Here is a 22,468-nt window from a genome sequence, read left to right on the forward strand (position 1 = left end):
CCGGGAAAAGCTTGTGCTGCGGACGATGCCCGGGGCGTGCCGTGAGACGGCCTCGAGGCGGGCGGGGCCGCCGCGAGGCCTGGAACGGCCACTGGTCGGGTCGGTCCTCGTGAGGTCGTCGACCGGTGTGACTCGTGGCCCTCACGAGGCCGGGCGGTTCACACGCTGTAGCCCCCGTCCACCCCCAGGGCCTGGCCCGTGATGAACCCGGCCCGGTCCGAGGCGAGGAAGGACACCGCCTCCGCGATGTCCGCCGCCTCCCCGAACCGGCGCAGCGGGATGTTCCGCCGGGCGACGGCGAGCGCGTCGTCGTCCAGCTCCCCCGACGCGATCAGCCGGCCCGCGATGCCGTCGGTGAGCATGCCGGGTGCGACGCAGTTGACGCGGACCCCGTAGCGCCCCTCCTCGGCGGCCAGGGCGCGGGCGACCGCCTCGACCGCTCCCTTGGTCCCCGAGGACAGCCCGTCACGCGCCGGGAAGCGCCGCGTGGCGACGGTCGTGACCGCGACGATGCTGCCCCGGCTGCGGCGCAGGACGGGCAGCGCCGGATGGGCGACATTGAAGAACGCCACGGCGTCCGCCTCGAGTTGGGCCCGGTACGCGCCCGGGGTCACCCGGCTCAGATGCCGCATCGGCACGTGCGGACCGGCCGCGTACACGAGCGTGTGGATGCCGCCGTGGGCCTCGGCGGTCGAGTCCACCGCGCGGGCCGTCGCCCTCTCGTCGGTGAGGTCCAGGGGGAGCGGCGCGAGGCTCCTCGTCTCGTCGGCGAGGGCCTGCGCCGTCTCCCGCCGGACGCGGTACGTGAACACCACCGCGCTGCCGCGCGCCGCCAGCGTCCGCACGACCGCCGCGCCGATGCCGCCCGTGCCCCCGGCGACGAACGCCACCCCCGGCCGACCGGAGAAGTCCTCCATGCCCCACCGTCCTCCCTGCCGCACGTCCTCCGTGTCCCGGCGACCGGCGCCGTGCGTCCGTGCCCGGCGCCGGCGACCGGCTGCTCCACCATGTAGCGCTGTTCGCCGAAGAGTTGAAGACCCGGGCCGACAGCCGGGGCCGATGCGCGAAGCCGCTCGTGGTCGCGGTCGTGGGCGGGGGCGGGGGCGGGGCCGAGGTCGTGGACGACGTCGGCACGGGCGTCGCCGATCCCGTTCCGGTCCCGGTCCGATCCACCGGCGCCGAGCGCGGCAGGGTGGCGGAGGGGCCGGCCGGGGCGGGTCCCGGCGGGGCCGCGCGGCGAGCCGTCGCGTCGGCCGGGAAGGCGGCGCGTCAGCCGGTCGGGTCAACCCGGCGGGGGCCGTGCGGGGCGTGCCGAGGGCCGTACGGGTCCGGCCTGGCGGTGTACGGAGTGTTGCCCCCGCGACCGATGTGACAATCAGCCCATAGTGCCCCTATGACGCGTACCCGTACGGCGCTGCTGTGCGCCGCCGCCCTCCTCGCCTCCACCGTCCAGACGGCGGCTGCCGCGACCACCGTCCCCGACCACCAGGACCGGGCCTGCGAGGCCACCCGGCACCCGCGGGGCCAGGCGCGCGAGGTCCTCGCCCTGGTCCGCGCCGCCCGCAAGGAGCTCGGTCTCAAGGCCGCCCTGGTCAAGGTCACGGTCGGCGGGCGCGAGCTCGTCACCGGCGCGGACGGCGAGTCCCTCACGGACGTGCCCGCCACGCCCGCCATGCACTTCCGGACCGGCTCGGTCGGCATCGCCTTCATGGGCACGGTGCTGCTCCAGCTCGTCCAGGAGCACAAGGCGCACCTCGACGACCCGGTCTCCCGCTGGCTGCCCGACCTGCCGCACGGCGACAAGATCACCCTGCGGATGCTGGGCGACTCGACGTCGGGCCTGCACGACTACGTCACCGACCCGGTGTTCCTGAAGAAGCTCTACGCCGACCCCTGGCAGCACTGGGCCCCCGAGGAGGTCGTCGGGATCTCCCTCAGCCACCCCCTGTGGTACCGGCCGGGCACCAACTGGAGCTACTCGCACGCCAACTTCGTCCTGCTCGGCCGCGCCCTGGAGAAGATCTCCGGGACGCCGCTCGACCGTCTCCTGCGGCAGCGCGTCATGAAACCCCTCAAGCTGCGCAACACCCGCAACAACGACACCGCGCTCATCCCGCCGCCGGTGCTGCACGCCTACGACGACGAACGCGGCACCTATGAGGAGTCCACCTACTTCAACCCCTCCTGGACCACCGCGCCGGGCGCCGTCCTGACCCAGGACATCTGTGACCTGGCCCGCTCAGGGCAGGGCATCGGCTCGGGCGAGCTGCTCTCGAAGCACTCGTTCCGCACCCAGCTGGACCCGGGCACCGTCGGCCTCGGGCACCCCGCCGCGAACTGTCCCGCCACGGTCTGCCTGCCCATGACCGAGGACTTCCACTTCGGCATCGGCGTCGTCGTCAAGAACGGCTGGGTGGTGCAGAACCCGTCCTTCTTCGGCTACGCGGCCGTCATGGCGTACGAGCCGCACCAGCGGCTGTCCATCGCGGTGTCCACGACGGTGGGCCCGGACGCGCCCGAGGGCAACACCGCCCAGACGATCACCGAACGGATCGCGGACCTGCTCGCCCCGCAGCACCCGCTGTCCGGCTGAGGCTCCCCGCTCAGCGCCCGGCGCGCACCCCGTCCAGGGCGATGGCCAGGACGCGGTCGCGCTGGGCGTCGTCCACGAAGGCCGTCGCGGTGATCCCGGCGACCATCCGCAGCAGATCGCCGAAATCCATGTCCCCGCGGGCCACCCCGGCCCGCTGGGCCCGCTCGAACAGCGGGCCGCCGGCCGCGTACATCGAGTCACGGCAGGCCTGGAAGATCTCCGACTCGCCCTCCAGGGCCTCGCGCACCGCCCGCTTGGTGACCATGTAGCCGGCGAACCGCTCGAGCCACGCGGTGAGCGCCTCCCACGGCTCCAGCCCGGCGAACTCCACGGCGTACCGGCACAGGGCGTTGACCTCGTCCGCGTACACACTCTCGAACAGGGCCCGGCGGGTCGGGAAATTCCGGTACAGCGTGCCGATGCCGACGCCCGCGCGCCGGGCGATGTCCTCGAGCGACGCCTCGGAGCCGTGCTCGGCGAACGCCTCGCGCGCGGCGGCCAGCAGCGCGTCGTAGTTGCGCGCCGCATCCTTACGGACGGGGCGCTGGGCCGCGACGATCTCGCTGATGGGGAACGGCTGAGCCGGCACTGCTGCCTCCTGGGCGGGACTCGGTTGAAACGGAGGGTTGCCTCCGTTACAGTGGAGGGGTGCCTCCACTTTAGCAGTCCGAGGCCTCTTCTCCTCTTTCCGGGTCCTTCCGAGAGGCTTGTCATGCCCCGCAAGTCCACCCGCCTCACCTTCGCGGTCCTCGCGACCGGTGCGGGCGTGTTCTCCATGCTCCAGTCGCTGATAGCACCGGCCCTGCCGACCGTGCAGCACGCGCTGCACACCTCGCAGTCCACCGTGACCTGGGTGATGACCGCGTACCTGCTGTCCGCGTCCGTCTTCACGCCGATCCTCGGCCGGGTCGGCGACCTGATCGGCAAGAAGCGCACCCTCGTCGGGGTCCTGCTCGCGGTCCTGGCCGGCTGTCTGCTGGCCGCGCTCGCGCCGAACATCGGCGTCCTGATCCTCGCCCGGGTCGTCCAGGGCGTCGGCGGCGCCCTGTTCCCGCTCTCCTTCGGCATCATCAGGGACGAGTTCGCGCCCTCCCGGGTGCCCGGCAGCATCAGCAACCTGTCCGCCGTGATCGCCGCCGGCGGTGGCGTCGGCATGGTCGCGGCCGGACCGATCGTCTCCGCGCTCGACTACCGCTGGCTGTTCTGGATCCCCGTCGGCATCGTCGCGGCCGCCACCCTGATCGCCCTGCGCTATGTGCCCGAGTCGCCCGACCGGGCGGAGGGCAGGGTCAGCTGGCTCGGCGCCGTACTGCTGTCCGGCTGGCTGGTCGCCCTGCTGCTGCCGCTCAGTCAGGCGGGCAACTGGGGCTGGGGCTCGGCCCGGGTGATCGGCCTGTTCGCCCTCGCCGTGGCGCTGTTCGCCGTGTGGCTGTGCACCGAGGCCCGCTCCCGCAGCCCGCTGATCGACCTGCGCATCATGCGGCTGCCGGCCGTGTGGACCACCAACCTCGCCGCCCTGCTGTTCGGTGCGGGCATGTACGCGATCTGGTCCTTCCTGCCCGGGTTCGTCCAGACGCCGAGCACGGCCGGGTACGGCTTCGGCGCGAGCGTGACGGCCTCCGGACTGCTCATGCTGCCGATGCTGCTCGCGATGTTCGTCTCCGGAGTGCTCAGCGGCCGTCTCGAGCCCCGGCTGGGCGCCAAGGCCCTGCTCACGGCCGGCGCCGCGCTCGGCGCGCTCGCCCTGGGCTTCCTCGCCCTCTGGCACGCCGAGCAGTGGCAGGTCGCCTTCGTGGCGGGCGTGTTCGGCCTGGGCATCGGCCTGGCCTTCGCCTCGATGGCCAACCTGATCGTCGGCAGCGTGCCCCCCGGGCAGACCGGCGCCGCCACCGGGATGAACGCCAACATCCGCACCATCGGCGGGTCCATCGGCGCCGCCGTCACCAGCGTCCTGGTCACCGGCCGCCTCCAGCCGTCGGGCCTGCCCCTCGAATCCGGCTACACCCACGGATTCACCCTGCTCGCGGTGCTCTGCCTGGGCGCCGCCCTCGCCGCACTGCTGGTCCCGGTCCGCCGTGCGAGCCGTCTGCCGCAACCGGCCGCCCACCAGGCGCCGACCGCCGCACCCACCCCGGTGCGGTAGGCTCAACCCGCGCGTTCCCGCAGCTCACCGCCGCGGCAACGCCTCGGGACGTGGCGCAGCTTGGTAGCGCACTTGACTGGGGGTCAAGGGGTCGCAGGTTCAAATCCTGTCGTCCCGACTGTGGGAGATCGCGGGTCGAAGGCTGTACCGGAGTCGCTCCGGTGCAGCCTTCGCCTCGGTGCAGCCCTCAGGTTTCAGGACTCGAGGATCCTGCGCTTCTGGTCCTCGAACTCGGCCTCGGTGAGGACACCCTGGGCCTTGAGCTCGCCGAGCTGCTTCAGCTGGTCGATCTTGCTGGTCATGTCGGCCGGCTGGGCGGGAGCGGGAGCGGCGGGCGGCGCCGGCTGCGCGGCGGCCTGCTGGTAGTCCTGCTGGGCCCAGCGCCCCTGCTGGCGGCGCGACACGCGGTTCGACACGGCGGTCGCGGTACCGGCCACTACGGCTGTGCGGGCGACCCCGCGGAGGAGACCTGGCACGGCGGTTTCCTTTCTCGCCGGAGACCTGCGGAGAATACGGCTGCTCCGGCCGGCACGCGACGGTCGGCGCACCGGACACCTCCATTGGACCACCGCCGGAATTCCCTCGCACGTCGGTCCCGCCGCTGAACTGCGCTGATACCGGTGTTCTGCCGGTTTGTCCGTCTCATGGCAAGCTGATACACGGGCGACCGAACGGCCACCTGTCCGTGGCGAGATGTCTGTGGGAGGAGCCCGAAATGACCGCTACCGGAATGCACCACCGGCACGGATCGGCAAGCGGCGGTGGAGCGTGGGTGTCCGGCTGGACCGGTTTCGCCGGGGTCATGATGATCTTCGGCGGAGTGATGGCGATATTCCAGGGAATTGCCGCCATCGCCGAGGACGACGTCTTCATCGTCACCCGCGATTACGCCTACAACTTCAACCTGACGAGCTGGGGCTGGATCCATCTCGTCCTCGGTGTCCTGGTCGCGCTCGCGGGCGCGGCCCTGTTCGGCGGCGCCGTGTGGGCGCGCGTCGTCGGCGTCGCCCTCGCGGGCCTGTCGATGATCGCCAACTTCATGTGGCTGCCGTACCAGCCCGTGTGGGCCATCGTGCTGATCGCCGTGGACGCCTTCGTCATCTGGGCGCTGTGCATCGGAACGGGCCGGGACACCCGCACCGACTAGCGCGTTCACACGGACGGGCCAGTGCGCCCGCCCTTCCCGCCCGTCCGTCCCACCCGACCGATCCGTCCGGCCGGGCCGCGCCATCCACGCGGCCCGGCCGGACGGCTGTGGGGCCGTTCAGCGGGGGCAGCCGCCCCGGGCGGCTGACGGGAGACGCGCCACCGTGCCGTACCGATCCACGCGTGTTTTCGTTGTCGGGCGGATTCCTCTGAAGGTCCGCCGGACGTCCGCGTCGGCACGCACAGGGAGACACGAGTGGAAACCAGCGGAAATGACGGACGCGAACCCCTTGCCCCGCTGCTCCTCAAGGGACAGAAAGCGCTGGTGACGGGCGCGAATTCCGGCATCGGGAAAGCCACGGCCATCGGCCTGGGGCGCGTGGGCGCCGATGTGGTCGTGAACTATGTGGCGGGCCGCGAAGCCGCGGAGGACGTCGTGCGCGAGATCGAGGCCCTCGGCGTCCGCGCCTATGCGCACGAGGCCGATGTGTCGCAGGAGGACCAGGTCGTCGACATGGTCTCCCGCATGGTCGAGGAGTTCGGGACCATCGACGTGATGGTCGCCAACGCGGGCCTCCAGCGGGACGCTCCCGTCACCGACATGACCCTGGAGCAGTGGCACAAGGTGCTGGACGTCAATCTGACCGGACAGTTCCTGTGCGCACGCGAGGCGACCAGGGAATTCATGCGGCGCGGTGTCGTCCCGGAGGTCTCCCGTTCCGCCGGGAAGATCATCTGCATGAGCTCGGTCCACCAGATCATCCCCTGGGCGGGCCATGTGAACTACGCGTCCTCCAAGGGCGGGGTGCAGATGCTCATGGAAACCCTCGCACAGGAGCTCGCGCCGCACCGGATCCGGGTGAACGCCGTCGCTCCGGGAGCGATCCGCACGCCCATCAACCGCAGCGCCTGGGACACCCCCGAGGCCGAGGCCGACCTTCTCCGGCTCATCCCCTACCACCGCGTCGGCGACCCGGACGACATCGCGAACGTGGTGGCGGCCCTGGCCTCCGACCTCTTCGACTACGTGGTGGGGACCACGCTCTACGTCGACGGCGGGATGACGCTGTTCCCCGGATTCGCCACCGGTGGCTGACATCCGTCCCGCCCCCGCCGTCCGGGACGAGCCATCGAGGACCATGTGAACAGCGCGATCGACCACTTTCTGGCGGACGGCCCCGCACAGCTGCTGCCGGCGCGCGAGCTGATGGCCTTCACCCTGGGCTCCCACATCCTGCTCGTGCCCTTCGGCGTGGCCCTGCCCGCCATCACCCTCCTGATGCACTACCGCGGGCTGCGCAAGGGCGACGCGGTCGCTCTGCTGCTCGCGCGGCGCTGGTCGGCGGTCATGGCCGTCCAGTTCGCCATCGGCATCGTCACCGGCACCGTCCTGTCCTTCGAACTCGGCCTGCTGTGGCCGGGGATGATGGGCCGGTGGGGTGACGTCTTCGGCCTCGGCTTCGGGGTCGAGGCCTGGGCGTTCTTCCTCGAGGCGATCCTCATCGCCGTCTACCTGTACGGCTGGCGCAGGCTCAAGCCGTGGACGCACTTCTGGCTCGGCCTGCCCCTGCCGCTGGCCGCCCTGATGGGGGCGTTCGGCATCGTGGCCGCGAACTCCTGGATGAACACCCCGCGCGGCTTCTCGCTCGACGCGTCCGGCGACCCCGTGGACGTCGACGTGCGAAGGGCGGTCTTCACGCCCATGTTCGGCCCGGAGTACTGGCACTTCGTGGTCGGCGTGGTGCTGACGGCCGGCTATGTCGTCGCCGGGGTGTACGCGGTCGGCTGGCTGCGGGGCCGCCGTGACCGCTACCACCGGCTCGGCTTCACCGTGCCGTTCTCCGTCGCCGCGATCCTGACGCCCGTGCAGTTCGTGCTCGGGGACTCGATCGCCCGCTCCGTCTTCCACAAGCAGCCGGTGAAGTTCGCGGCCACCGAGATCGTCTGGAAGACCGGCACCCACGTGCCGGAGTACATGTTCGGGCGGCTGCACGCGGACGGGACGATCTCCGGCGGGATCAGGATCCCCCAACTGGACTCGATCCTCGCCGGGTTCAGCCCGGACACCGAGGTGACGGGTCTGTCCTCGGTCCCGGCGGGCGACCGCCCGACGGCGACGCAGGCCACGATCGCGCACTGGGCGTTCGACATCATGGTGACCATCGGAAGCCTGCTCGCGCTGCTCGCGCTCTGGTACGGCTGGTGCTGGTTCCGGCGCCGTGACCTGCCCAGGTCGCCGTGGTTCTTCCGGTGCGCGGCCCTGGCCGGCGGCGCCTGTCTGCTGACCGTGGAGTGCGGCTGGATCACCACCGAGGTGGGCCGGCAGCCCTGGATCGTCTACCAGCACATGCGGGTCGCGGAGGCGGTGACGGACACCCGTGCCTCCACCCTGTGGACGATGTTCGGCCTCGTCGTGGTGCTCTACGTCCTCGTGTTCGGCGCCTTCCTGACCGTCCTGCTGAGGATGAGCGGACGGTGGAGGCTGGCCGACGAGGGCGCCGTCACGGCGGCGCCGACCGGGGACGTGGAGGACGACACCCCCTACGGGCCCCGGCCGTTGTCCCCGGCCGGCGGCGGGGACGGGGGCGGCGCATGACCGAGGACGCCGTCGCCTGGGTGCTGCTGGCCGTGGTCGCCGCCTACGCCTGTGCCGGCGGCACGGACTACGGCGCCGGATTCTGGGACCTGCTCGCGGGCGGCACCGCACGCGGCAAGCGCCCCCGGTGGCTCATCGACCACGCCATGGAACCGGTGTGGGAGACCAACAACGTCTGGCTCATCTTCATCCTGGTCATCATGTGGACCGGCTTCCCCGTCCTGTTCCAGACGGTCTTCACGGCCATGTGGCTGCCGTTGGCCCTGGCGGCCGTGGGACTCGTCCTGCGCGGCGCCGGTTTCGCCCTGCGCAAACCCACCCGGAGGCTCGCCGGACGCAGGGTCTACGGCACCGTCTTCGCCGTCTCCTCGCTGCTGACGCCCTTCTTCCTCGGGGCGGCGGTCGGCGGGCTCGCCACGGGCCGGGTGGCTCCCGGCACCGAGGCGTCGGCCGACGCGTGGTCCAACGGGACGTCCGTGATCGCCGGCCTGCTGACCGTCGCCGCGACCGCCTTCCTCGGTGCGGTGTTCCTGACCGCCGACGCCCGTCGCTTCGACGCCGCCGACCTGGTCGGATACTTCCGGCTGCGGGCCTGGTGCAGCCTGGGCGCCCTCGCCGTCCTGGCGGTCGTCGGCCTCGCCGTCACCCGCGACGACGCGCGCTACGTCCACGACGGGCTGACCAGCGGCATCGGGCTCACCCTCGTCCTGGTCGCGGTCGTCGGCGCGCTGGCCACCGCCGTGCTGCTGTACCGCACCGCCACGGGATGGGCGAGGATCACCGCCGTCGGCAGCGTGGCCCTCGTCGTCGTCGCGTGGGGGCTGGCCCAGCGGCCCTACCTCATCCCCACCTCGCTGACGGTGTCCGAGGCGGCCGGCGCCACGACGACGCTGCGCTGGCTGCTGCTGGTCACGGCCGTCGCCGTGGTGCTCGTCGGACCGCCCCTCGTCCTGCTGTACCGGCTGGACACCGCCGGGGCCCTCCAGCCCCTCACCGAGGCGGACCTGCGGCGGACGGCGGCCGGGCGGGAGCCGGAGAACCCGTGACCGACGGCGGGGCGTCGGTGCGCGGGACCCGCCCGGGACCGCCGGTCGTGCTGGTCCTCGGGGTGTCCGGGTCCGGGAAGAGCACCGTCGGCAAGGCGGTCGCCGAGCGGCTCGGAGTGACGTTCGTCGAGGGCGACGCCTTCCACAGCACCGCCGCCATCGCCAAGATGACCACCGGCCACGCCCTGGACGACGCCGACCGCGAGCCCTGGCTGCGTGCCCTCGCCGACCGCGTCCGGCGGTCCGCCGAGGCCGGGGAGGGGCTCGTCCTCGCCTGCTCGGCCCTCAGGCGCGCCTACCGCGACGAACTCCGCGCGGCGGCGGGCGCCCGGCTCTGGTGCCTGTATCTCGCCCTGGACCGGGACACCGCACGGGACCGGGTGGCCCGGCGCCGCGGTCACTTCATGCCCGCGCGGCTGGTCGACTCGCAGTTCGCGACCCTGGAGCCCCTCGAACCGGACGAGCCGGGCCTGACCCTGGACGCCACGGCCGCGCTGCCGGCCGCGCTCGCCCGGGTGGGGGACGCCGTCGCCGCCTTCGGCCGGTCCCCGGGCGGCTGACGGGTCACGCGCTCAGCAGGACGGCGACGTCTCCCGGCCGCGGTGTCAGGTCGCCCGCGCGGGTGACGGGGAGGAGCCGGCCGTCGCTGCGCACCAGGAACAGCATCCGGTGCCCGGCCGGCAGGGCGCCGTCGACGCGATGCGTGACGACCCGGGCGCCCCGGGCGTGACGGCGTGCCAGTTCGGGTCCCGTCAGGTCCGGATCGAAAAGCACCTCACCGCCGGCGTACGGCGTGATGACGCCCTGGCTGTCCGGGGGCGGGCGCAGCCGGTGGACCGTGCCCTCGACGCTGCCCGCGAGGTGAGTGGCCGCCAGCGCGTTGAAGTCGTCCTCGCCGGTGAGCAGCAGGACCCCGGTGAGGCCTTCGAGCTCGGCGCCCTCGCCCGTGGCCGCGGCGAACAGCTCGCCGGGGGCGAGTTCGATCCCGGCGGCCCGGATGCTGTCCCGCTCGGTCTCGCGCCCCGCCCACATCACCACCTCCAGGCCGGCCGACCGCAGGGCCCGCCCCAGGTCGACCACCCACGGGTCGCCGCCCACCAGCAACGGCCGGGAACGCGCCGGACGCACCACGCCCAGCCGCTCGGCCACCGGCGCCGCGCTCAGCCCGTAGAGCGTGACGGTGGCGACGATCACCACGAACGTGGCCGGCAGGATCTTCGCGGCGCCGCCGACGCCCTCGTCCACGAGCGTCGCCGAGAACGTCGAGGCGGTGGCCGCGGCCACGATGCCGCGCGGCGCCATCCACCCGAGGAAGCCCCGCTCCCCGGCCGTCAGATCGGTCCGCCACGCCGACACGGCGGCCACCAGGGGGCGCACCACGAGCACCAGGACCGCCACGAGCCCCAGCGTCGGCAGCACCACATGCCGCAGGGACGCGGGGCTGACGCCGGCCGAGATGGAGATGAACAGCAGCCCGATGACGAGATCCACCAGGGTCTCGAAGAAGGGCCTGCGGGCGCCGACGCCCGTACCGGGCAGGTTCGCCACCGCCAGCCCCATCAGGACGGCGGCGATGAGCCCCGTGTCGCTGCGGAGGGCGTCGCAGGCGGCCGCCACGCCGACCACCGCGGCGAACTGCACCGTGGTGGCGAGCACCTCCCCGAGCCGGAGCCGGCGCAGCGCCACGACCAGCACGCTCGCTCCGACGACGCCCCCCGCCACCCCCACCGCCGTGCTGACGAGGAAGGGCACGACCCGGCTGCCGAAGCCGCTGGGCCCGCCGGCCGTGACGGCGTGGAAGACCAGCGCGCCCAGGATGCCGCCCACGGGATCGATCAGCGACCCCTCCCACACCAGGATCCGCCGCAGTCGCTCGGTGGGACGCACGAAGGCGAGCAGCGGCCCGACGACCGTCGGCCCGGACACGACGAGGATCGCCCCGAGCATCACGGCCGCGCCCCAGGACATCCCGAGGAACGGCATGGCCACCAGCGCCGCCGAGACACCGGTGACCAGCGCCCCGCACCAGATCAGCCGCACCACGACCCGGCGGGTGTGCGCCCGGAAACCCCGCAGGTCCAGGCCCAGCCCGGAGTCGTAGAGGATCACCGCGACGGCCAGCGAGACCAGCGGGGAGAAGGCGCCGCCCAGGAGCCGCTCGGGGTCGACGTCGTCGGTGAGCGCGCCCGCGGTGAAACCGACGGGCAGCAGGACGATCAGCGCGGGGATGCGCAGACGGTACGCCAGCACCTGGGAGGCGACGGCCAGCACGACGATCAGGCCGACCCCCAGGAAGACCTGGTCTTCGGTCACCGCGGCGCGGTGCTACGCGCTCGGCGGCCGCACGTCGTCCGTCTCGTCCAGCGCGGCCAGGACCGCCGGCACCGGGATCCGCCCGGAGGCGACCAGTTGCGCCCCGCCGCGTCGCAGGGCCGTGGCGAAGGGCGCGGCCCACAGGTTCTCGTAGACCAGGATCGCCGCGGAGTTGCCGGGGCTCAGCGCGCCGCCGGCCTCCTCGACGTCGTCCTGGCCCAGCAGACCGGAGGACGCGCCCTCGAAGACGGCCAGGTCCAGAGCTCCGTCGCCGGTGAGGTCGGCGATCTCCAGGCCGACCACGGATCCGTCCTCCTCCTTCCGGACGAAGAGCAGATCGAGGATGCGGATGAGGCCGCGATCCACCAGATCGACCAGCAGCGGAAAGCCCTCGCCGGTCATGCGGCTTCCGGGGAACTCGACCACGACGTAGTCGATGGGTCCCATTTCGACGATGTCATCGCTCACGGCTTCACCCCTGGGTGGTCACGGCGTTCAGCGGCCCCCTGTCCCGGACTTCATTGCAGCACCGGACGGAGGGGGCCGCACCTCGGTGCGCCGCGCACCCGCCCCGCCGCTACACGGTCCGCCGGGCCGGGCGCCGGTGCCGGCGTTCGCTCACCCGGCGCCAGATGGCCCGCTGGCACTTGAGGGTGAGGGTCCCGACCACGATCAGGACGACGATGTTGAGCAGCAGCTGCAGCAGGGACCCCCGGGCCTCGTCCCAGCTGGCGAACGCCACGGAGACCCCGATGTCCGCCCCCGCCGGGATGGTGGTCACCGAGATGAAGACGCCGAGCAGCGCGCTCGTCCGGGCCTCCGTCAGCGAGACGATGCCGACGACCCCGGCCAGGACCGCCACCACCGCCGAGAAGAAGTTGGGGGTGTTGATCAGGTTCGAGACGGGCCGCACCCCCCGCTCGAAGGCCTCCGGCTGGAAATCGAAGCCCCGGACGAGGAGGGCGAAGAGGAAGGTCGCGACGACGGCCAGCACGAAGCCCACCAGCAGCGCCAGGAGCCCCTGTTCGACCCTCGGCCGGGAGCGGTTGTCGATGCCGAGGGCCACGCTGGTGATGGCCCCGTACTCCGGGCCGACCACCATGGCCGCGACGATGAGGATCTGGGAGTTGGTGATGATGCCCACCGCGCCGATGAGCCCGGCGATGACCAGGAACAGGTAGAAGCTCGGCGGGTAGCGGCCCTCGGCCCGGATCCTGGCCTCCACCTGCTCCCACACCGGCGCCCGCGGCCGTGCCCCGAGCTCCTTGGCCCAGGTCCGGGTCGCGCGGTCCGAGAACACCGTGTCCACCGGATCGAGGACGATGGAGCCGCGCTGTTCCAGGCCGAGCTCGCGCAGCCCGCGCAGCACCTCGTTCGCGGCTCCCGTCAGGACGTCGCACTGAATGGCGTCACCGTCGGGGTTGCGTACCCGGCCCGGCTGGTGGTGCAGGTTCAGCACGCACGGCTCGGCGCCCAGCAGGGCCATGGCGCGCTCCGTGAGGTCCGGCGGGCAGACCGCCCGAACACGGATCATGTCCATCCGGACCTCCGCCGATCGGTTCGCCCCCCCATTAACGCGGCGCTTCCCCGGCCCGGCAACTCGGCGTGCGGGAATCCGGCGCCTGCCGGAGGGTGGGGGCATGCGGACGACCGGCGAGCTGAGCGAGGCCGACTTCCGGCGCCTGCACCGCCGCCTGCGCGACACGTCCCCCGGCGGCTCCTCGCCCCGGGGCGCCCTGGACACGATCACCGGCGAACAGGTGCGGGCCGCCGTGCGCGAGGTGCGGTCGGGCCGTACGGTGTCGCTCGCCGCCCCCGTGAACACGCGTGCCGGACCTGACGACGCCGACCCGGCCGAGCACCGGCTCACCGCCCCGCCCGGCGGCGAACCCCCGCCGAGCGGACTGGCGTTCGCCCGGGACCGCTTCGCCATGAACGTCCACGGAGACGTGGACAGCCACCTCGACGCGCTGTGCCACGTCATCTACGACGGCACCCTGCACGGCGGCGTGCCCGCGGGCGGCGTGCTGTCGCCGGCCGGAGCGAGCGCCCTGTCCGTCGGCCTCGCCCGCGACGGCATCGTCGGCCGCGGCGTCCTCCTCGACATCCCCCGGCTGCACGGCGTCCCCTGGCTCGAACCCGGAGCACGGGTGGGGGCCGAGGACCTCGCCGCCGCCGAGGCGCGGCAGGGCGTCCGGGTCGGCCGCGGCGACATCCTGCTCGTCCGGGTCGGGCACCGCCGGCGCCGCGAGGAGCTCGGCCCCTGGGACGTGGCCGCCGCCCGTGCGGGTCTTCATCCGACGGCCATGGAGTTCCTGGCCGAGCGGGAGGTGGCGGTACTCGGCGGCGACGGCAACAACGACAGCGCGCCCAGCGCGGTCCCGGGGGTCGCCTTCCCGGTCCATGTGCTGGGCGTCCACGCCATGGGGCTGCACCTGCTGGACTCTCTGCGGTTCGAGGACCTCGCGCCGCTCTGCGCGCGGGAAGGCCGCTGGTCGTTCCTCTGCGTCGTCGCCCCGCTCCGGCTGCCCGAGGCCACCGGCTCTCCCGTCAACCCGCTCGCGATCCTGTGACGCCGGGCGGTACGCCGCCGTGGCCGGGAGCCACTGGAGCCGGGAGCCGCCTCGGGCGCCGGACGCGTCAAGCCGCGGCTCCCCGGTTCACCCGACCGGCCCAACTCGCCGCGGACATCTCCCGGGGATACGTTGGTGGTCGGGTCCGACGGCCCTTCTCCCCGGCAGGACCGGCGCATGCTCCGAGGACGGTGGCCGGCATGACCGACGCGCGGTACTACGACGTCATCATCATCGGCACAGGTGCGGGCGGCGGCACCCTCGCCCATCGGCTGGCGCCCACCGGAAAACGGATCCTCCTGCTCGAACGCGGGGGCTACCTGCCCCGGGAACGGGACAACTGGGACTCCACCGCGGTCTTCGTCAAGGGGAAGTACCGCGCACCGGAGTTCTGGTACGACAAGGACGGCAAGGAGTTCCCGCCCGAGGTCAACTACTACGTCGGGGGCAACACCAAGTTCTACGGCGCCGCGCTCTTCCGGCTGCGCCCCGAGGACTTCGGAGAACTCCGCCACCACGACGGCGTGTCCCCGGCCTGGCCGGTCGGCTACGAGGAGTTCGAGCCGTACTACACGCAGGCCGAACACCTCTACCGCGTCCACGGCCGGCACGGCGAGGATCCCACCGAGGGTCCCGCCGGCGCCCCGTACGCCCACCCGCCGGTCGCGCACGAGCCGCGCATCCAGCAACTCAGCGACGACCTGGAGAAACAGGGACTGCACCCCTTCCATCTCCCGATCGGCGTGGACCTCACCCAGGACGACCGGGGCCGGGCCGCCCACACCAGCGCCTGCATCCGCTGCGACCGCGTCGACGGGTTCCCCTGTCTGGTCGGCGCCAAGTCCGACGCGCAGGTCGTCTGCGTCGACCCCGCGCTGGAACACCCCAACGTCGAGATGGTCACCCACGCGGACGTGCGGCGGCTGGAGACGGACGCGACCGGCCGGAGCGTCACCTCGGTCGTCGCCACGGTGGGGGAGCCGGGAGAGGGGGACCCCGTCACCGCGGAGTTCCGCGCCGACCTCGTGGTGGTCGCCTGCGGCGCCGTCAACTCCGCCGTCCTGCTGCTGCGTTCGGCCAGCGCCCGGCATCCGCGGGGACTGGCCAACAGCTCGGACGTGGTGGGCCGGCACTACATGCGGCACAACAACCTGGCCCTGATGGCCGTGTCCAGGGAACCGAACGACACCCGGTTCCAGAAGACCCTGGCGCTGCACGACTGGTACCTGGGATCCGACGACTGGGACTACCCCCTCGGCGGCATCCAGATGCTCGGCAAGTCCGACGCCGAGCAGATCCACGGCGAAGCGCCCCGCTGGGCCGGGGCGGTGGCCCCCGACATGCCCTTCGAGGTACTCGCCCACCACGCCGTCGACTTCTGGCTGTGCGGAGAGGACCTGCCCGACCCCGGCAACCGCGTCACCCTGGACCGGGACGGCGGCATCCACCTCGCCCTCGACGAGAAGAACAACATCGCCGGACTGCACCGGCTGCGGCACCGGCTGCAGGGCATGCTCGGTCACCTGGGCATGAACGAACACCCACTCCTGCCGCACAGCATCTATCTGCACAAGGGCATGCCCATCGGCGCCACCGCGCACCAGGCCGGCACGGTCCGCTTCGGCGACGACCCCGGCAGCTCCGCCCTCGACGTCCACTGCAAGGCGCACGACCTGGACAACCTCTACGTCGTCGACACGAGCTTCTTCCCGAGCATCGGGGCGGTCAACCCCTCGCTGACCGCCATCGCCAACGCCCTGCGCGTCGGCGACCACCTCGCGGAACGGCTGCGCTGACCCGCGGCCCCCGCCCGACGGCAGCCGCCGAGGCCGCCTGAGGAGAACGCCATGGACCGCTACCCGCCCATCGCCGACCACGGGCTCGTGGGGGACCTCCAGACCGCCGCACTGGTCTCGTCCCAGGGCGTGATCGACTGGTTCGCCGCACCGCGCTTCGACTCGCCCAGCGTCTTCGCCGCACTGCTCGACCACGACGGCGGCGGGTACTTCCTCCTCGCGCCCGACCATCCCGAGGGCACCTGGAAGCAGCTCTACTATCCGGACACCGCCGTCGTGGTGACCCGGTTCATGTCACCCGACGGGGTCGGCGAGATCATCGACCACATGCCGGTCCTGCCGGGCCCGACGGCCGGCGACCGGCACCGGCTGGTGCGCGTCGTGCGGACCGTGCGCGGCACGGTGCGCTTCCGCCTCGAATGCCGTCCGCGGTTCGACTACGCGCGGGCGTCCCACGAACTCGACCTGACGTCCGACGGGGCCACGTTCCGCGCCCCGGGGGCGACGGCCCACCTCCAGGGGACCGTCCCGTTCGAGCGGGACGGCAACGACGTCCGGGGGGCCGTCACCCTCCGGGCCGGGGAGACGGCGGCCGTCGTGTTCAGCACGTGCGCGCCGGGCGGGGAGGCGCCCCCGCCCCCGACCACCGAGAGCATCACCGACGAGCTCTGGAAGAACGTCGACTTCTGGCAGCAGTGGGTGCGGACCTCGCGCTACCGCGGCCGGTGGACGGAGATGGTGCACCGCTCGGCCATCACGCTCAAGCTCCTCACCTACGCCCCCTCGGGCGCTCCCGTCGCCGCCGCGACCATGGGGCTGCCCGAGCAGGTCGGCGGCGAACGCAACTGGGACTACCGCTACACCTGGGTGCGGGACGGCTCCCTGTCGGTGCGGGCCCTGCTGGACCTCGGCTTCGTGGAGGAGGCCACCCGCTTCACCCACTGGCTCGGCGACCGGCTGGCGGCCCGCGAAGGACCGGACGGGGAACCCCTGCAGATCATGTACCGCGTCGACGGCGACCCCCGGCTCACCGAGGAGATCCTGGAGCACTTCGAGGGCTACCGCGGCTCCGCTCCCGTCCGGGCGGGCAACGCCGCCTGTGACCAGTTGCAGCTCGACATCTACGGCGAGGCCCTCTACGCCCTGGCCGAGAGCCGCCAGATCGGCGAACATGCGGGCTACCACGGCTGGAAGGGCCTGTCCCGGATGCTGGACTGGCTCGCGGATTCCTGGGACCGGCCCGACGAGGGGATCTGGGAGACCCGGGGAGGCCGCAAGGACTTCACCTACAGCCGGGTGATGTGCTGGGCCGCCTTCGACCGCGGGCTGAAACTGGCCGCCGAGTTCAGCAGGCCCGCGGACACCGCGCTCTGGACCCGGGCCCGCGACACGATCCTCGAACAGGTCATGGAACGGGGCTGGGACGACAGGCAGCAGGCTCTCGTCCAGCACTACGGCGGTGACGTCCTGGACGCCTCCCTGCTGCTGGCCCCCCGGGTCGGCTTCATGTCACCGCGCAGCCCGGGCTGGCTCAACACCCTCGACGCCATGGACCGCGTCCTCGTCTCCGACAGCCTCGTCTACCGCTACGACCCCGAGGCGTCCCCCGACGGACTGCGCGGCTCCGAGGGCACGTTCAGCCTCTGCACGTTCCTCTACGTCGACGCCCTGGCCCGCGCGGGGCGGCTGCCCCAGGCCCGCTACACCTTCGAGAAGATGCAGACGTACGCCAACCATGTCGGCCTGTTCGCCGAGGAGATCGGGCCGAGCGGGGAGCAACTCGGCAATTTCCCGCAGGCCTTCACCCATCTCTCCCTCATCATGGCCGCGACGACGCTGGACGAGGCCCTCGACGCGATCCCGCGCTGAACGGGGGGATCCCCGGCCCCTGCGGCAGAAGTTCGGTGGTCACGAACCCCACCACCGCGGCGAGCACGATCACCGGCACCGACCCCGAGTGGCCCACGACGAGGACGACCAGCACCACGCAGCTGACGGGCAGCCGGAGCGCGGCGGACGAAGCGGCCGCCATGCCCGCCGCCATGCCCGGCACCACACCGAGACCCGGCAGGGGCGAGAGCAGCACGCCCGCCGCGCCGCCCAGGAACAGCGAGGGGAAGACCGGACCGCCGCGAAGGCTGCCGAGGCAGAGCGCGTAAGCCAGCCCCTTGAACACCAGGACCGCGACCAGCGCGCCCACCGGCCACGCGTGCGGGTCGGCGGCGAGCTGCGCCAGGGTCGCCTGGCCCGACAGCGCGACCTCCGACGGCGAACGGCCGGTGGCGACGGCGTAGAGCGACGCGCAGCCTGCGGCGGCGAGGGCGCAGAGCACCGTGTTGCGCCACGGCCGCGCGGCGACGAAACCGGCCGTGATCCGTCCTCCCACGATGATCCAGTGGACGACGGCCCCGACGGCGACGGCCATCAGGAGCGACCACACCACGTCCCCGGTGTCGAGCAGCGGGGGAGCGGGCAGCCCGATGCTGAGGCTGCCGGTCTTGAGCCCGGTCCAGTGGCCGAAGCCGGTGAACACGATGGCGCCGACCCCGCTGGCCAGCAGGGCGGGCAGCATCACGGCGAACAGCTGGGGGCCGCCCACCCCGGCCACCTCCATGAGCAGGACGGCCGCGACGAGCGGGCTGCCGAAGATCGCGGAGATGGCCGCGGCGGAGCCGGCGGCGCCGAGCAGCGCGTTGCCCGCCTCCGTCGCCGGGGCGCGTGCGAGGTCCCTGAAGAGCAGGGCCAGGCCGCCGCCGAGGGCGATCATCGGCGCCTCGGGCCCGAGCGCGGCTCCCAGCGGCAGACTGGCCAGCGCGGCGAGGACCACGCCGGGGAGCGCGGCCTTCGTCGCCCCTCCCGGGTGGAGTCCCGCCGCCGGGATGTGCCCGCCCCGGCCGGGGAAGCGCATCACGACCAGCGCCACGACCAGGCCCGACACCAGGGCCGGCGGGAGCGGCCACCACCAGGGCGGATCCGTCCACCCGAGATGGTGCGGCCAGTCCACCCAGAGCAGATTCTCCAGCTCGTGGAGCAGGACGAGGAACCAGAAGGCGACGAGCGACACCGGGATCCCGATCACGCCGCAGAACACCAGCGCCCGCCGGTATTCGGGCCGGCGCAGCATGTCCCTCAACTGGTCGGCCTCTTGGGGCTGGTTTCCCGGAGCGGTCCCCGCATCTTCGCGCTTCGGCTCGCTGATGGGTCTTCTCCCGATTCGGCTCGGCTGCGGTGCGGCTTGAGGCAGCGCGAGACTACTCACCGGATCGCCGGATGACCGCGCGAGCCACGCGGTGTCGCCGGGAAACCCCCCGGGTCGGTGCACCGCCCCCGGCCGGTCGGCGGCGTTCCCGGTCGGCGCGGGGTCAGGGTGTCCGGGGGGCGGCCCGCCGGTGGACGGAAGCACCGGCGGGACCGTGCGGACACCCTTCGCCGGACGTCAGGCGAACACGTGCACGACCTCGATCTCGCCCACGATGTGGGCGTTGAAGGCGTCCAGCTCCTCGGCCGGCACCCACAGTTCGAGGATCGTCCGGCCGCCCGCCTGCTGGACGGGATACCTGCGCAGGAACGCGGAGTCGACCTCGAACCGGGTCACGTAACCGGCGCCGTCGTGCTGGACGTTCCAGTCCCGGGCGATCTTGACGGCGTAGTCCTCGTCGAGGACCGGGTAGAAGATCGGCTGCTCGGGAAGCCGGGGCGGCCAGGCGCGCCAGGCGAGCTCCCGCACCAGCTCCAGCTCCTTGGGGCCGGTGGGACGCCAGAGGGTCGTGGTGGCTCGGGGGTGCTGCCTGGTCATGGGATTCGCTCTCCGGGTGCCGCGACCGCGGGTGCGGTCGGCTGCGGGCCCCGACGTTACCGACCGGTCCGCGGCGGCGGCCACAGACTTTCCGCTACCGCCGCCCGTGGCGCGCGACGACCTCCGTGAGATAGCAGCGCAGCATCGCCTTCGCCTCGTCCAGGAGGCCGGTGTCGCCCCCCGGGTCGCGGCGGAAGGCCTCCTGGGCGAGGGCGTCGGCGGCCAGGATCGCGGCATGGCAGGCCCGCGCGAGCGTCTCGTCGTCCGGGGCGACGCCCAGTGCGCCCAGCACCCGGCGGACCCCGTCGGCCATCCGCCGCTTGTGCTCACGGTCCGCGGCCCGCGTCCGCTCGGTCAGCCCGCTGCCGAACCACAGCGCGCGGAAGCCGTGTTCGGTGCGGTAGACGCGGGCGAACGTGTCGACGAGCACGCCCACGGGATCCTCCCACCGCTCCCGCGCCGCCGTCCGGACGAGATCGTCCATGACGCCTTCGAGGCGGGCGAAGTACCCGGCGGCGAGGGCGTCGATGATCGCGTCACGGTCGGGGAGGTACTGGTACAGCGAGCCGACCGACACCTCGGCCTCGGCCGCGACCCGCGTCGTGGTGAGCGCCTCGACGCCCTCGCCGACCAGGATGCGCTCGGCGGCCTCCAGCATCAGCGCCAGACGCGCCTTGCTGCGTGCCTGGCGGGGCGTGCGGCGCAGGGGAACGCCACCGCCGGGACCCGCGGTCGCCCGGACCAAGGACTGCCTCCAAACATGAACGTGACTTTGTTTCAGGTTTACGCTACCTTCGCGCCCATGACCGCCTCAAGCTCGGCGCTGAGTCAGGAGCGGGCCGCCGTCGCGGACGTCTGCCGGCGCCTGGGGGCCGAAGGCCTCCTCGTCGGCACGGCAGGCAACGTGAGCGTACGGGTCGAGGACCGTGTCGCCGTCACCGCGACCGGAGCGGTCCTCGCCGAACTCACCCCGGACCAGGTGACCGTCGTCGGCCTCGACGGCACGATCGTGGCCGGAAGCCTGCGGCCGACCTCGGAACTGGAGCTGCACCTCGGGGTCTACCGCCGCTACGGAGTGGGCGCGGTCGTCCACACCCATGCCCCGATGGCCACCGCGGTGTCCTGCGTCCTCGACGAACTTCCCTGCATCCACTACCAGTTGCTCGCGCTGGGCGGCACGGTGCGGGTCGCGCCCTACGCCACCTTCGGCACCCCCGAACTCGCCGAGTCCGTCCTCACCGCGCTCGACGGGCGCAGCGCGGCCCTGCTGGCGAACCACGGCGCGGTCACTCACGGGCCGACTCTCGACAAGGCCGTCGAGAACGCGCTGCTGCTCGAATGGGCCTGCGGTGTCTACCAGCGCGCGGCCGCCATGGGCCGGCCCCGCGTCCTCGACGAGCGACAGCAACTCGCCGTGATCGAGGCCGCGATCGCCCGCGACTACGGCACCACCCACCGCGTCCCACCCGCGCAGGAACAGAGCCGATGAGGCCGATGAAGGGGGAAAGCCGATGAAGGTCTTCACCATGGGCGTGCATGTGCTGGACGTGCTCGTGCGGCCGGTGCGGGAGATACCGCAGGGCCAGGGCGCGACACTGGTCGACGACATCCGGATGACCGCCGCCGGGACCGCGGGCGGCACCGCGCTCACCCTGGCCAAGCTGGGCGCGCGGGTGCGCAGCGCAGGAGCCGTCGGCGCCGACCCGACCGGGGATCTGCTGGCGCGACTGCTGGACCGGGCGGGTGTCGACACGGAGTTCCTCGTCCGCCGCACGGACACCGCCACCTCCGCGAGCGTGCTGCCGATCCGCCCCAACGGGGACCGCCCCTCGCTGCACCTGCTCGGCGCCAACCTCACCTACGGCCTCGACGACGTCCCCTGGGACGCCCTCGCGGAGGCCGACCATCTGCACCTGGGCGGACCGGAGTTGATCGGCGTCGACGTCGCCGCACGCATCCTGTCGTTCGCCCGGGAGCACGGGGTCGTCACGTCCGTGGACCTGCTCGCGCCCGGCGTCCTCGGCAGCTTCGAGCAGATCGAGGCGGCCCTGCCCCACATCGACCATCTGCTGCCCAACGAGGACCAGGTCCTCGGCTTCACCGGCGAGAGCGACCTGCTGACGGGCGCGCGCAGACTCCTCGCCGCCGGTGCGGGCGTCGTCGCCGTCACGCGCGGCGGCGACGGCGCGCTCGTGGTGACCGCGGACGGCGCGGAACCGGTCCCCGCCTTCGTGGTCGACGTCGTCGACACCACGGGATGCGGCGACGCCTTCTCGGCGGGCTATCTGCGGGGCGTGAGCCTGGGCCGCACGCCGGGCGACGCCGCCGTCCTCGGCAGCGCCGCCGCCGCACTGGTCGCCCAGGGGCTCGGCAGCGACCACGGCGATTTCGACCTCGCCGCCGCCGACGCCTTCGCCGCGACGGCCAGGTCCCGCACCTGAGCGGAGGTCTCCCCGGCCGACCGGC

21 protein-coding genes and 1 tRNA gene are annotated in these 22,468 nt (G+C 72.9%); 13 read left to right on the top strand and 9 right to left on the bottom strand.

Annotation, left to right across the window (positions count from 1 at the left end):
- Window positions 1-158: 158 nt before the first annotated feature.
- On the bottom strand, window positions 159-917 hold the full coding sequence (locus J2X68_RS23010; protein ID WP_310434437.1) for an SDR family oxidoreductase: 759 nt from the start codon (window positions 915-917) through the stop codon (window positions 159-161).
- Between the two features lie 476 nt (window positions 918-1,393).
- Here J2X68_RS23010 and J2X68_RS23015 point away from each other — a divergent pair, with 476 nt between their 5' ends.
- A complete protein-coding gene (locus J2X68_RS23015; protein WP_310434438.1) occupies window positions 1,394-2,593 on the top strand; it encodes a serine hydrolase domain-containing protein in 1,200 nt (399 codons plus the stop codon).
- A 10-nt stretch (window positions 2,594-2,603) separates the two neighbouring features.
- Here the strand turns inward: J2X68_RS23015 and J2X68_RS23020 are convergent, their stop codons facing one another.
- Window positions 2,604-3,182, bottom strand: a complete 579-nt coding sequence (locus J2X68_RS23020) for a helix-turn-helix domain-containing protein (protein WP_310434439.1) — start codon at window positions 3,180-3,182, stop codon at window positions 2,604-2,606.
- Window positions 3,183-3,305: 123 nt separating this feature from the next.
- Between J2X68_RS23020 and J2X68_RS23025 the strand changes: the two genes are divergently transcribed.
- Together J2X68_RS23025 and J2X68_RS23030 are read left to right on the top strand one after the other, a co-directional pair.
- A complete protein-coding gene (locus J2X68_RS23025) occupies window positions 3,306-4,736 on the top strand; it encodes an MFS transporter (protein WP_310434440.1) in 1,431 nt (476 codons plus the stop codon).
- Window positions 4,737-4,780: 44 nt separating this feature from the next.
- Window positions 4,781-4,854: transfer RNA gene (locus J2X68_RS23030), tRNA-Pro, on the top strand.
- A gap of 76 nt (window positions 4,855-4,930) precedes the next feature.
- Here J2X68_RS23030 and J2X68_RS23035 read toward each other — a convergent pair.
- Window positions 4,931-5,212, bottom strand: coding sequence for an SHOCT domain-containing protein (locus J2X68_RS23035; protein ID WP_310434441.1), 282 nt, complete (start codon window positions 5,210-5,212; stop codon window positions 4,931-4,933).
- 239 nt (window positions 5,213-5,451) lie between these two features.
- Here J2X68_RS23035 and J2X68_RS23040 point away from each other — a divergent pair, with 239 nt between their 5' ends.
- The 5 genes from J2X68_RS23040 (at window position 5,452) to J2X68_RS23060 (ending at window position 10,084) form a co-directional block, all read left to right on the top strand.
- Window positions 5,452-5,883, top strand: coding sequence for a hypothetical protein (locus J2X68_RS23040; RefSeq protein WP_310434442.1), 432 nt, complete (start codon window positions 5,452-5,454; stop codon window positions 5,881-5,883).
- A 255-nt stretch (window positions 5,884-6,138) separates the two neighbouring features.
- A complete protein-coding gene (locus J2X68_RS23045; RefSeq protein WP_310434443.1) occupies window positions 6,139-6,978 on the top strand; it encodes an SDR family oxidoreductase in 840 nt (279 codons plus the stop codon).
- A gap of 111 nt (window positions 6,979-7,089) precedes the next feature.
- Window positions 7,090-8,478 carry a cytochrome ubiquinol oxidase subunit I gene (locus tag J2X68_RS23050; protein WP_310434622.1) on the top strand — a complete coding sequence of 463 codons (1,389 nt, stop codon included), beginning with the start codon at window positions 7,090-7,092 and terminating at the stop codon, window positions 8,476-8,478.
- Complete coding sequence (locus J2X68_RS23055; protein WP_310434444.1) at window positions 8,475-9,524, top strand: cytochrome d ubiquinol oxidase subunit II; 1,050 nt, start codon at window positions 8,475-8,477, stop codon at window positions 9,522-9,524. Before J2X68_RS23050 ends, J2X68_RS23055 begins: the two co-directional genes overlap by 4 nt.
- Window positions 9,521-10,084, top strand: a complete 564-nt coding sequence (locus tag J2X68_RS23060; RefSeq protein ID WP_310434445.1) for a gluconokinase — start codon at window positions 9,521-9,523, stop codon at window positions 10,082-10,084. The genes J2X68_RS23055 and J2X68_RS23060 overlap by 4 nt, the downstream gene beginning before the upstream one ends.
- 4 nt (window positions 10,085-10,088) lie before the next feature.
- Here J2X68_RS23060 and J2X68_RS23065 read toward each other — a convergent pair whose 3' ends face one another.
- From J2X68_RS23065 to J2X68_RS23075, 3 genes are all read right to left on the bottom strand, one after another.
- A complete protein-coding gene (locus tag J2X68_RS23065; RefSeq protein WP_310434446.1) occupies window positions 10,089-11,837 on the bottom strand; it encodes a cation:proton antiporter in 1,749 nt (582 codons plus the stop codon).
- A gap of 12 nt (window positions 11,838-11,849) precedes the next feature.
- Entirely contained in the window at window positions 11,850-12,284 is a 435-nt protein-coding gene (locus tag J2X68_RS23070; RefSeq protein ID WP_399040671.1) for a DUF6325 family protein, read from the bottom strand.
- A 130-nt stretch (window positions 12,285-12,414) separates the two neighbouring features.
- Window positions 12,415-13,377 carry a DUF389 domain-containing protein gene (locus J2X68_RS23075; RefSeq protein ID WP_310434448.1) on the bottom strand — a complete coding sequence of 321 codons (963 nt, stop codon included), beginning with the start codon at window positions 13,375-13,377 and terminating at the stop codon, window positions 12,415-12,417.
- Window positions 13,378-13,477: 100 nt separating this feature from the next.
- On the opposite strand from J2X68_RS23075, the gene J2X68_RS23080 reads away from it, so the two are divergent.
- The 3 genes from J2X68_RS23080 to J2X68_RS23090 all read left to right on the top strand — a co-directional run bounded on the left by J2X68_RS23080 (window position 13,478) and on the right by J2X68_RS23090 (window position 18,075).
- Window positions 13,478-14,410, top strand: a complete 933-nt coding sequence (locus tag J2X68_RS23080; protein WP_310434449.1) for a cyclase family protein — start codon at window positions 13,478-13,480, stop codon at window positions 14,408-14,410.
- Between the two features lie 200 nt (window positions 14,411-14,610).
- Window positions 14,611-16,206, top strand: coding sequence for a GMC family oxidoreductase (locus tag J2X68_RS23085; protein WP_310434450.1), 1,596 nt, complete (start codon window positions 14,611-14,613; stop codon window positions 16,204-16,206).
- Window positions 16,207-16,257: 51 nt separating this feature from the next.
- Window positions 16,258-18,075, top strand: coding sequence for a glycoside hydrolase family 15 protein (locus J2X68_RS23090; RefSeq protein WP_310434451.1), 1,818 nt, complete (start codon window positions 16,258-16,260; stop codon window positions 18,073-18,075).
- Here J2X68_RS23090 and J2X68_RS23095 read toward each other — a convergent pair.
- The 3 genes from J2X68_RS23095 to J2X68_RS23105 form a co-directional block, all read right to left on the bottom strand.
- The gene (locus J2X68_RS23095) at window positions 18,026-19,330 is read right to left on the bottom strand and encodes a chloride channel protein (protein ID WP_310434623.1); all 1,305 of its coding nucleotides are present in this window, start codon (window positions 19,328-19,330) and stop codon (window positions 18,026-18,028) included. The genes J2X68_RS23090 and J2X68_RS23095 overlap by 50 nt on opposite strands.
- 312 nt (window positions 19,331-19,642) lie before the next feature.
- Window positions 19,643-20,002: a hypothetical protein gene (locus tag J2X68_RS23100; protein WP_310434452.1), complete on the bottom strand. Its 360-nt coding sequence runs from the start codon at window positions 20,000-20,002 to the stop codon at window positions 19,643-19,645.
- A 94-nt stretch (window positions 20,003-20,096) separates the two neighbouring features.
- Window positions 20,097-20,747: a TetR/AcrR family transcriptional regulator gene (locus tag J2X68_RS23105; protein WP_310434453.1), complete on the bottom strand. Its 651-nt coding sequence runs from the start codon at window positions 20,745-20,747 to the stop codon at window positions 20,097-20,099.
- A 57-nt stretch (window positions 20,748-20,804) separates the two neighbouring features.
- On the opposite strand from J2X68_RS23105, the gene J2X68_RS23110 reads away from it, so the two are divergent.
- Together J2X68_RS23110 and J2X68_RS23115 are read left to right on the top strand one after the other, a co-directional pair.
- Window positions 20,805-21,491: a class II aldolase/adducin family protein gene (locus J2X68_RS23110; RefSeq protein ID WP_310434454.1), complete on the top strand. Its 687-nt coding sequence runs from the start codon at window positions 20,805-20,807 to the stop codon at window positions 21,489-21,491.
- 22 nt (window positions 21,492-21,513) lie between these two features.
- Entirely contained in the window at window positions 21,514-22,443 is a 930-nt protein-coding gene (locus J2X68_RS23115) for a carbohydrate kinase family protein (RefSeq protein ID WP_310434455.1), read from the top strand.
- The last annotated feature ends 25 nt before the right edge of the window (window positions 22,444-22,468 follow it).

Source organism: Streptomyces sp. 3330 (assembly GCF_031456635.1).
Classification (GTDB): domain Bacteria; phylum Actinomycetota; class Actinomycetes; order Streptomycetales; family Streptomycetaceae; genus Streptomyces.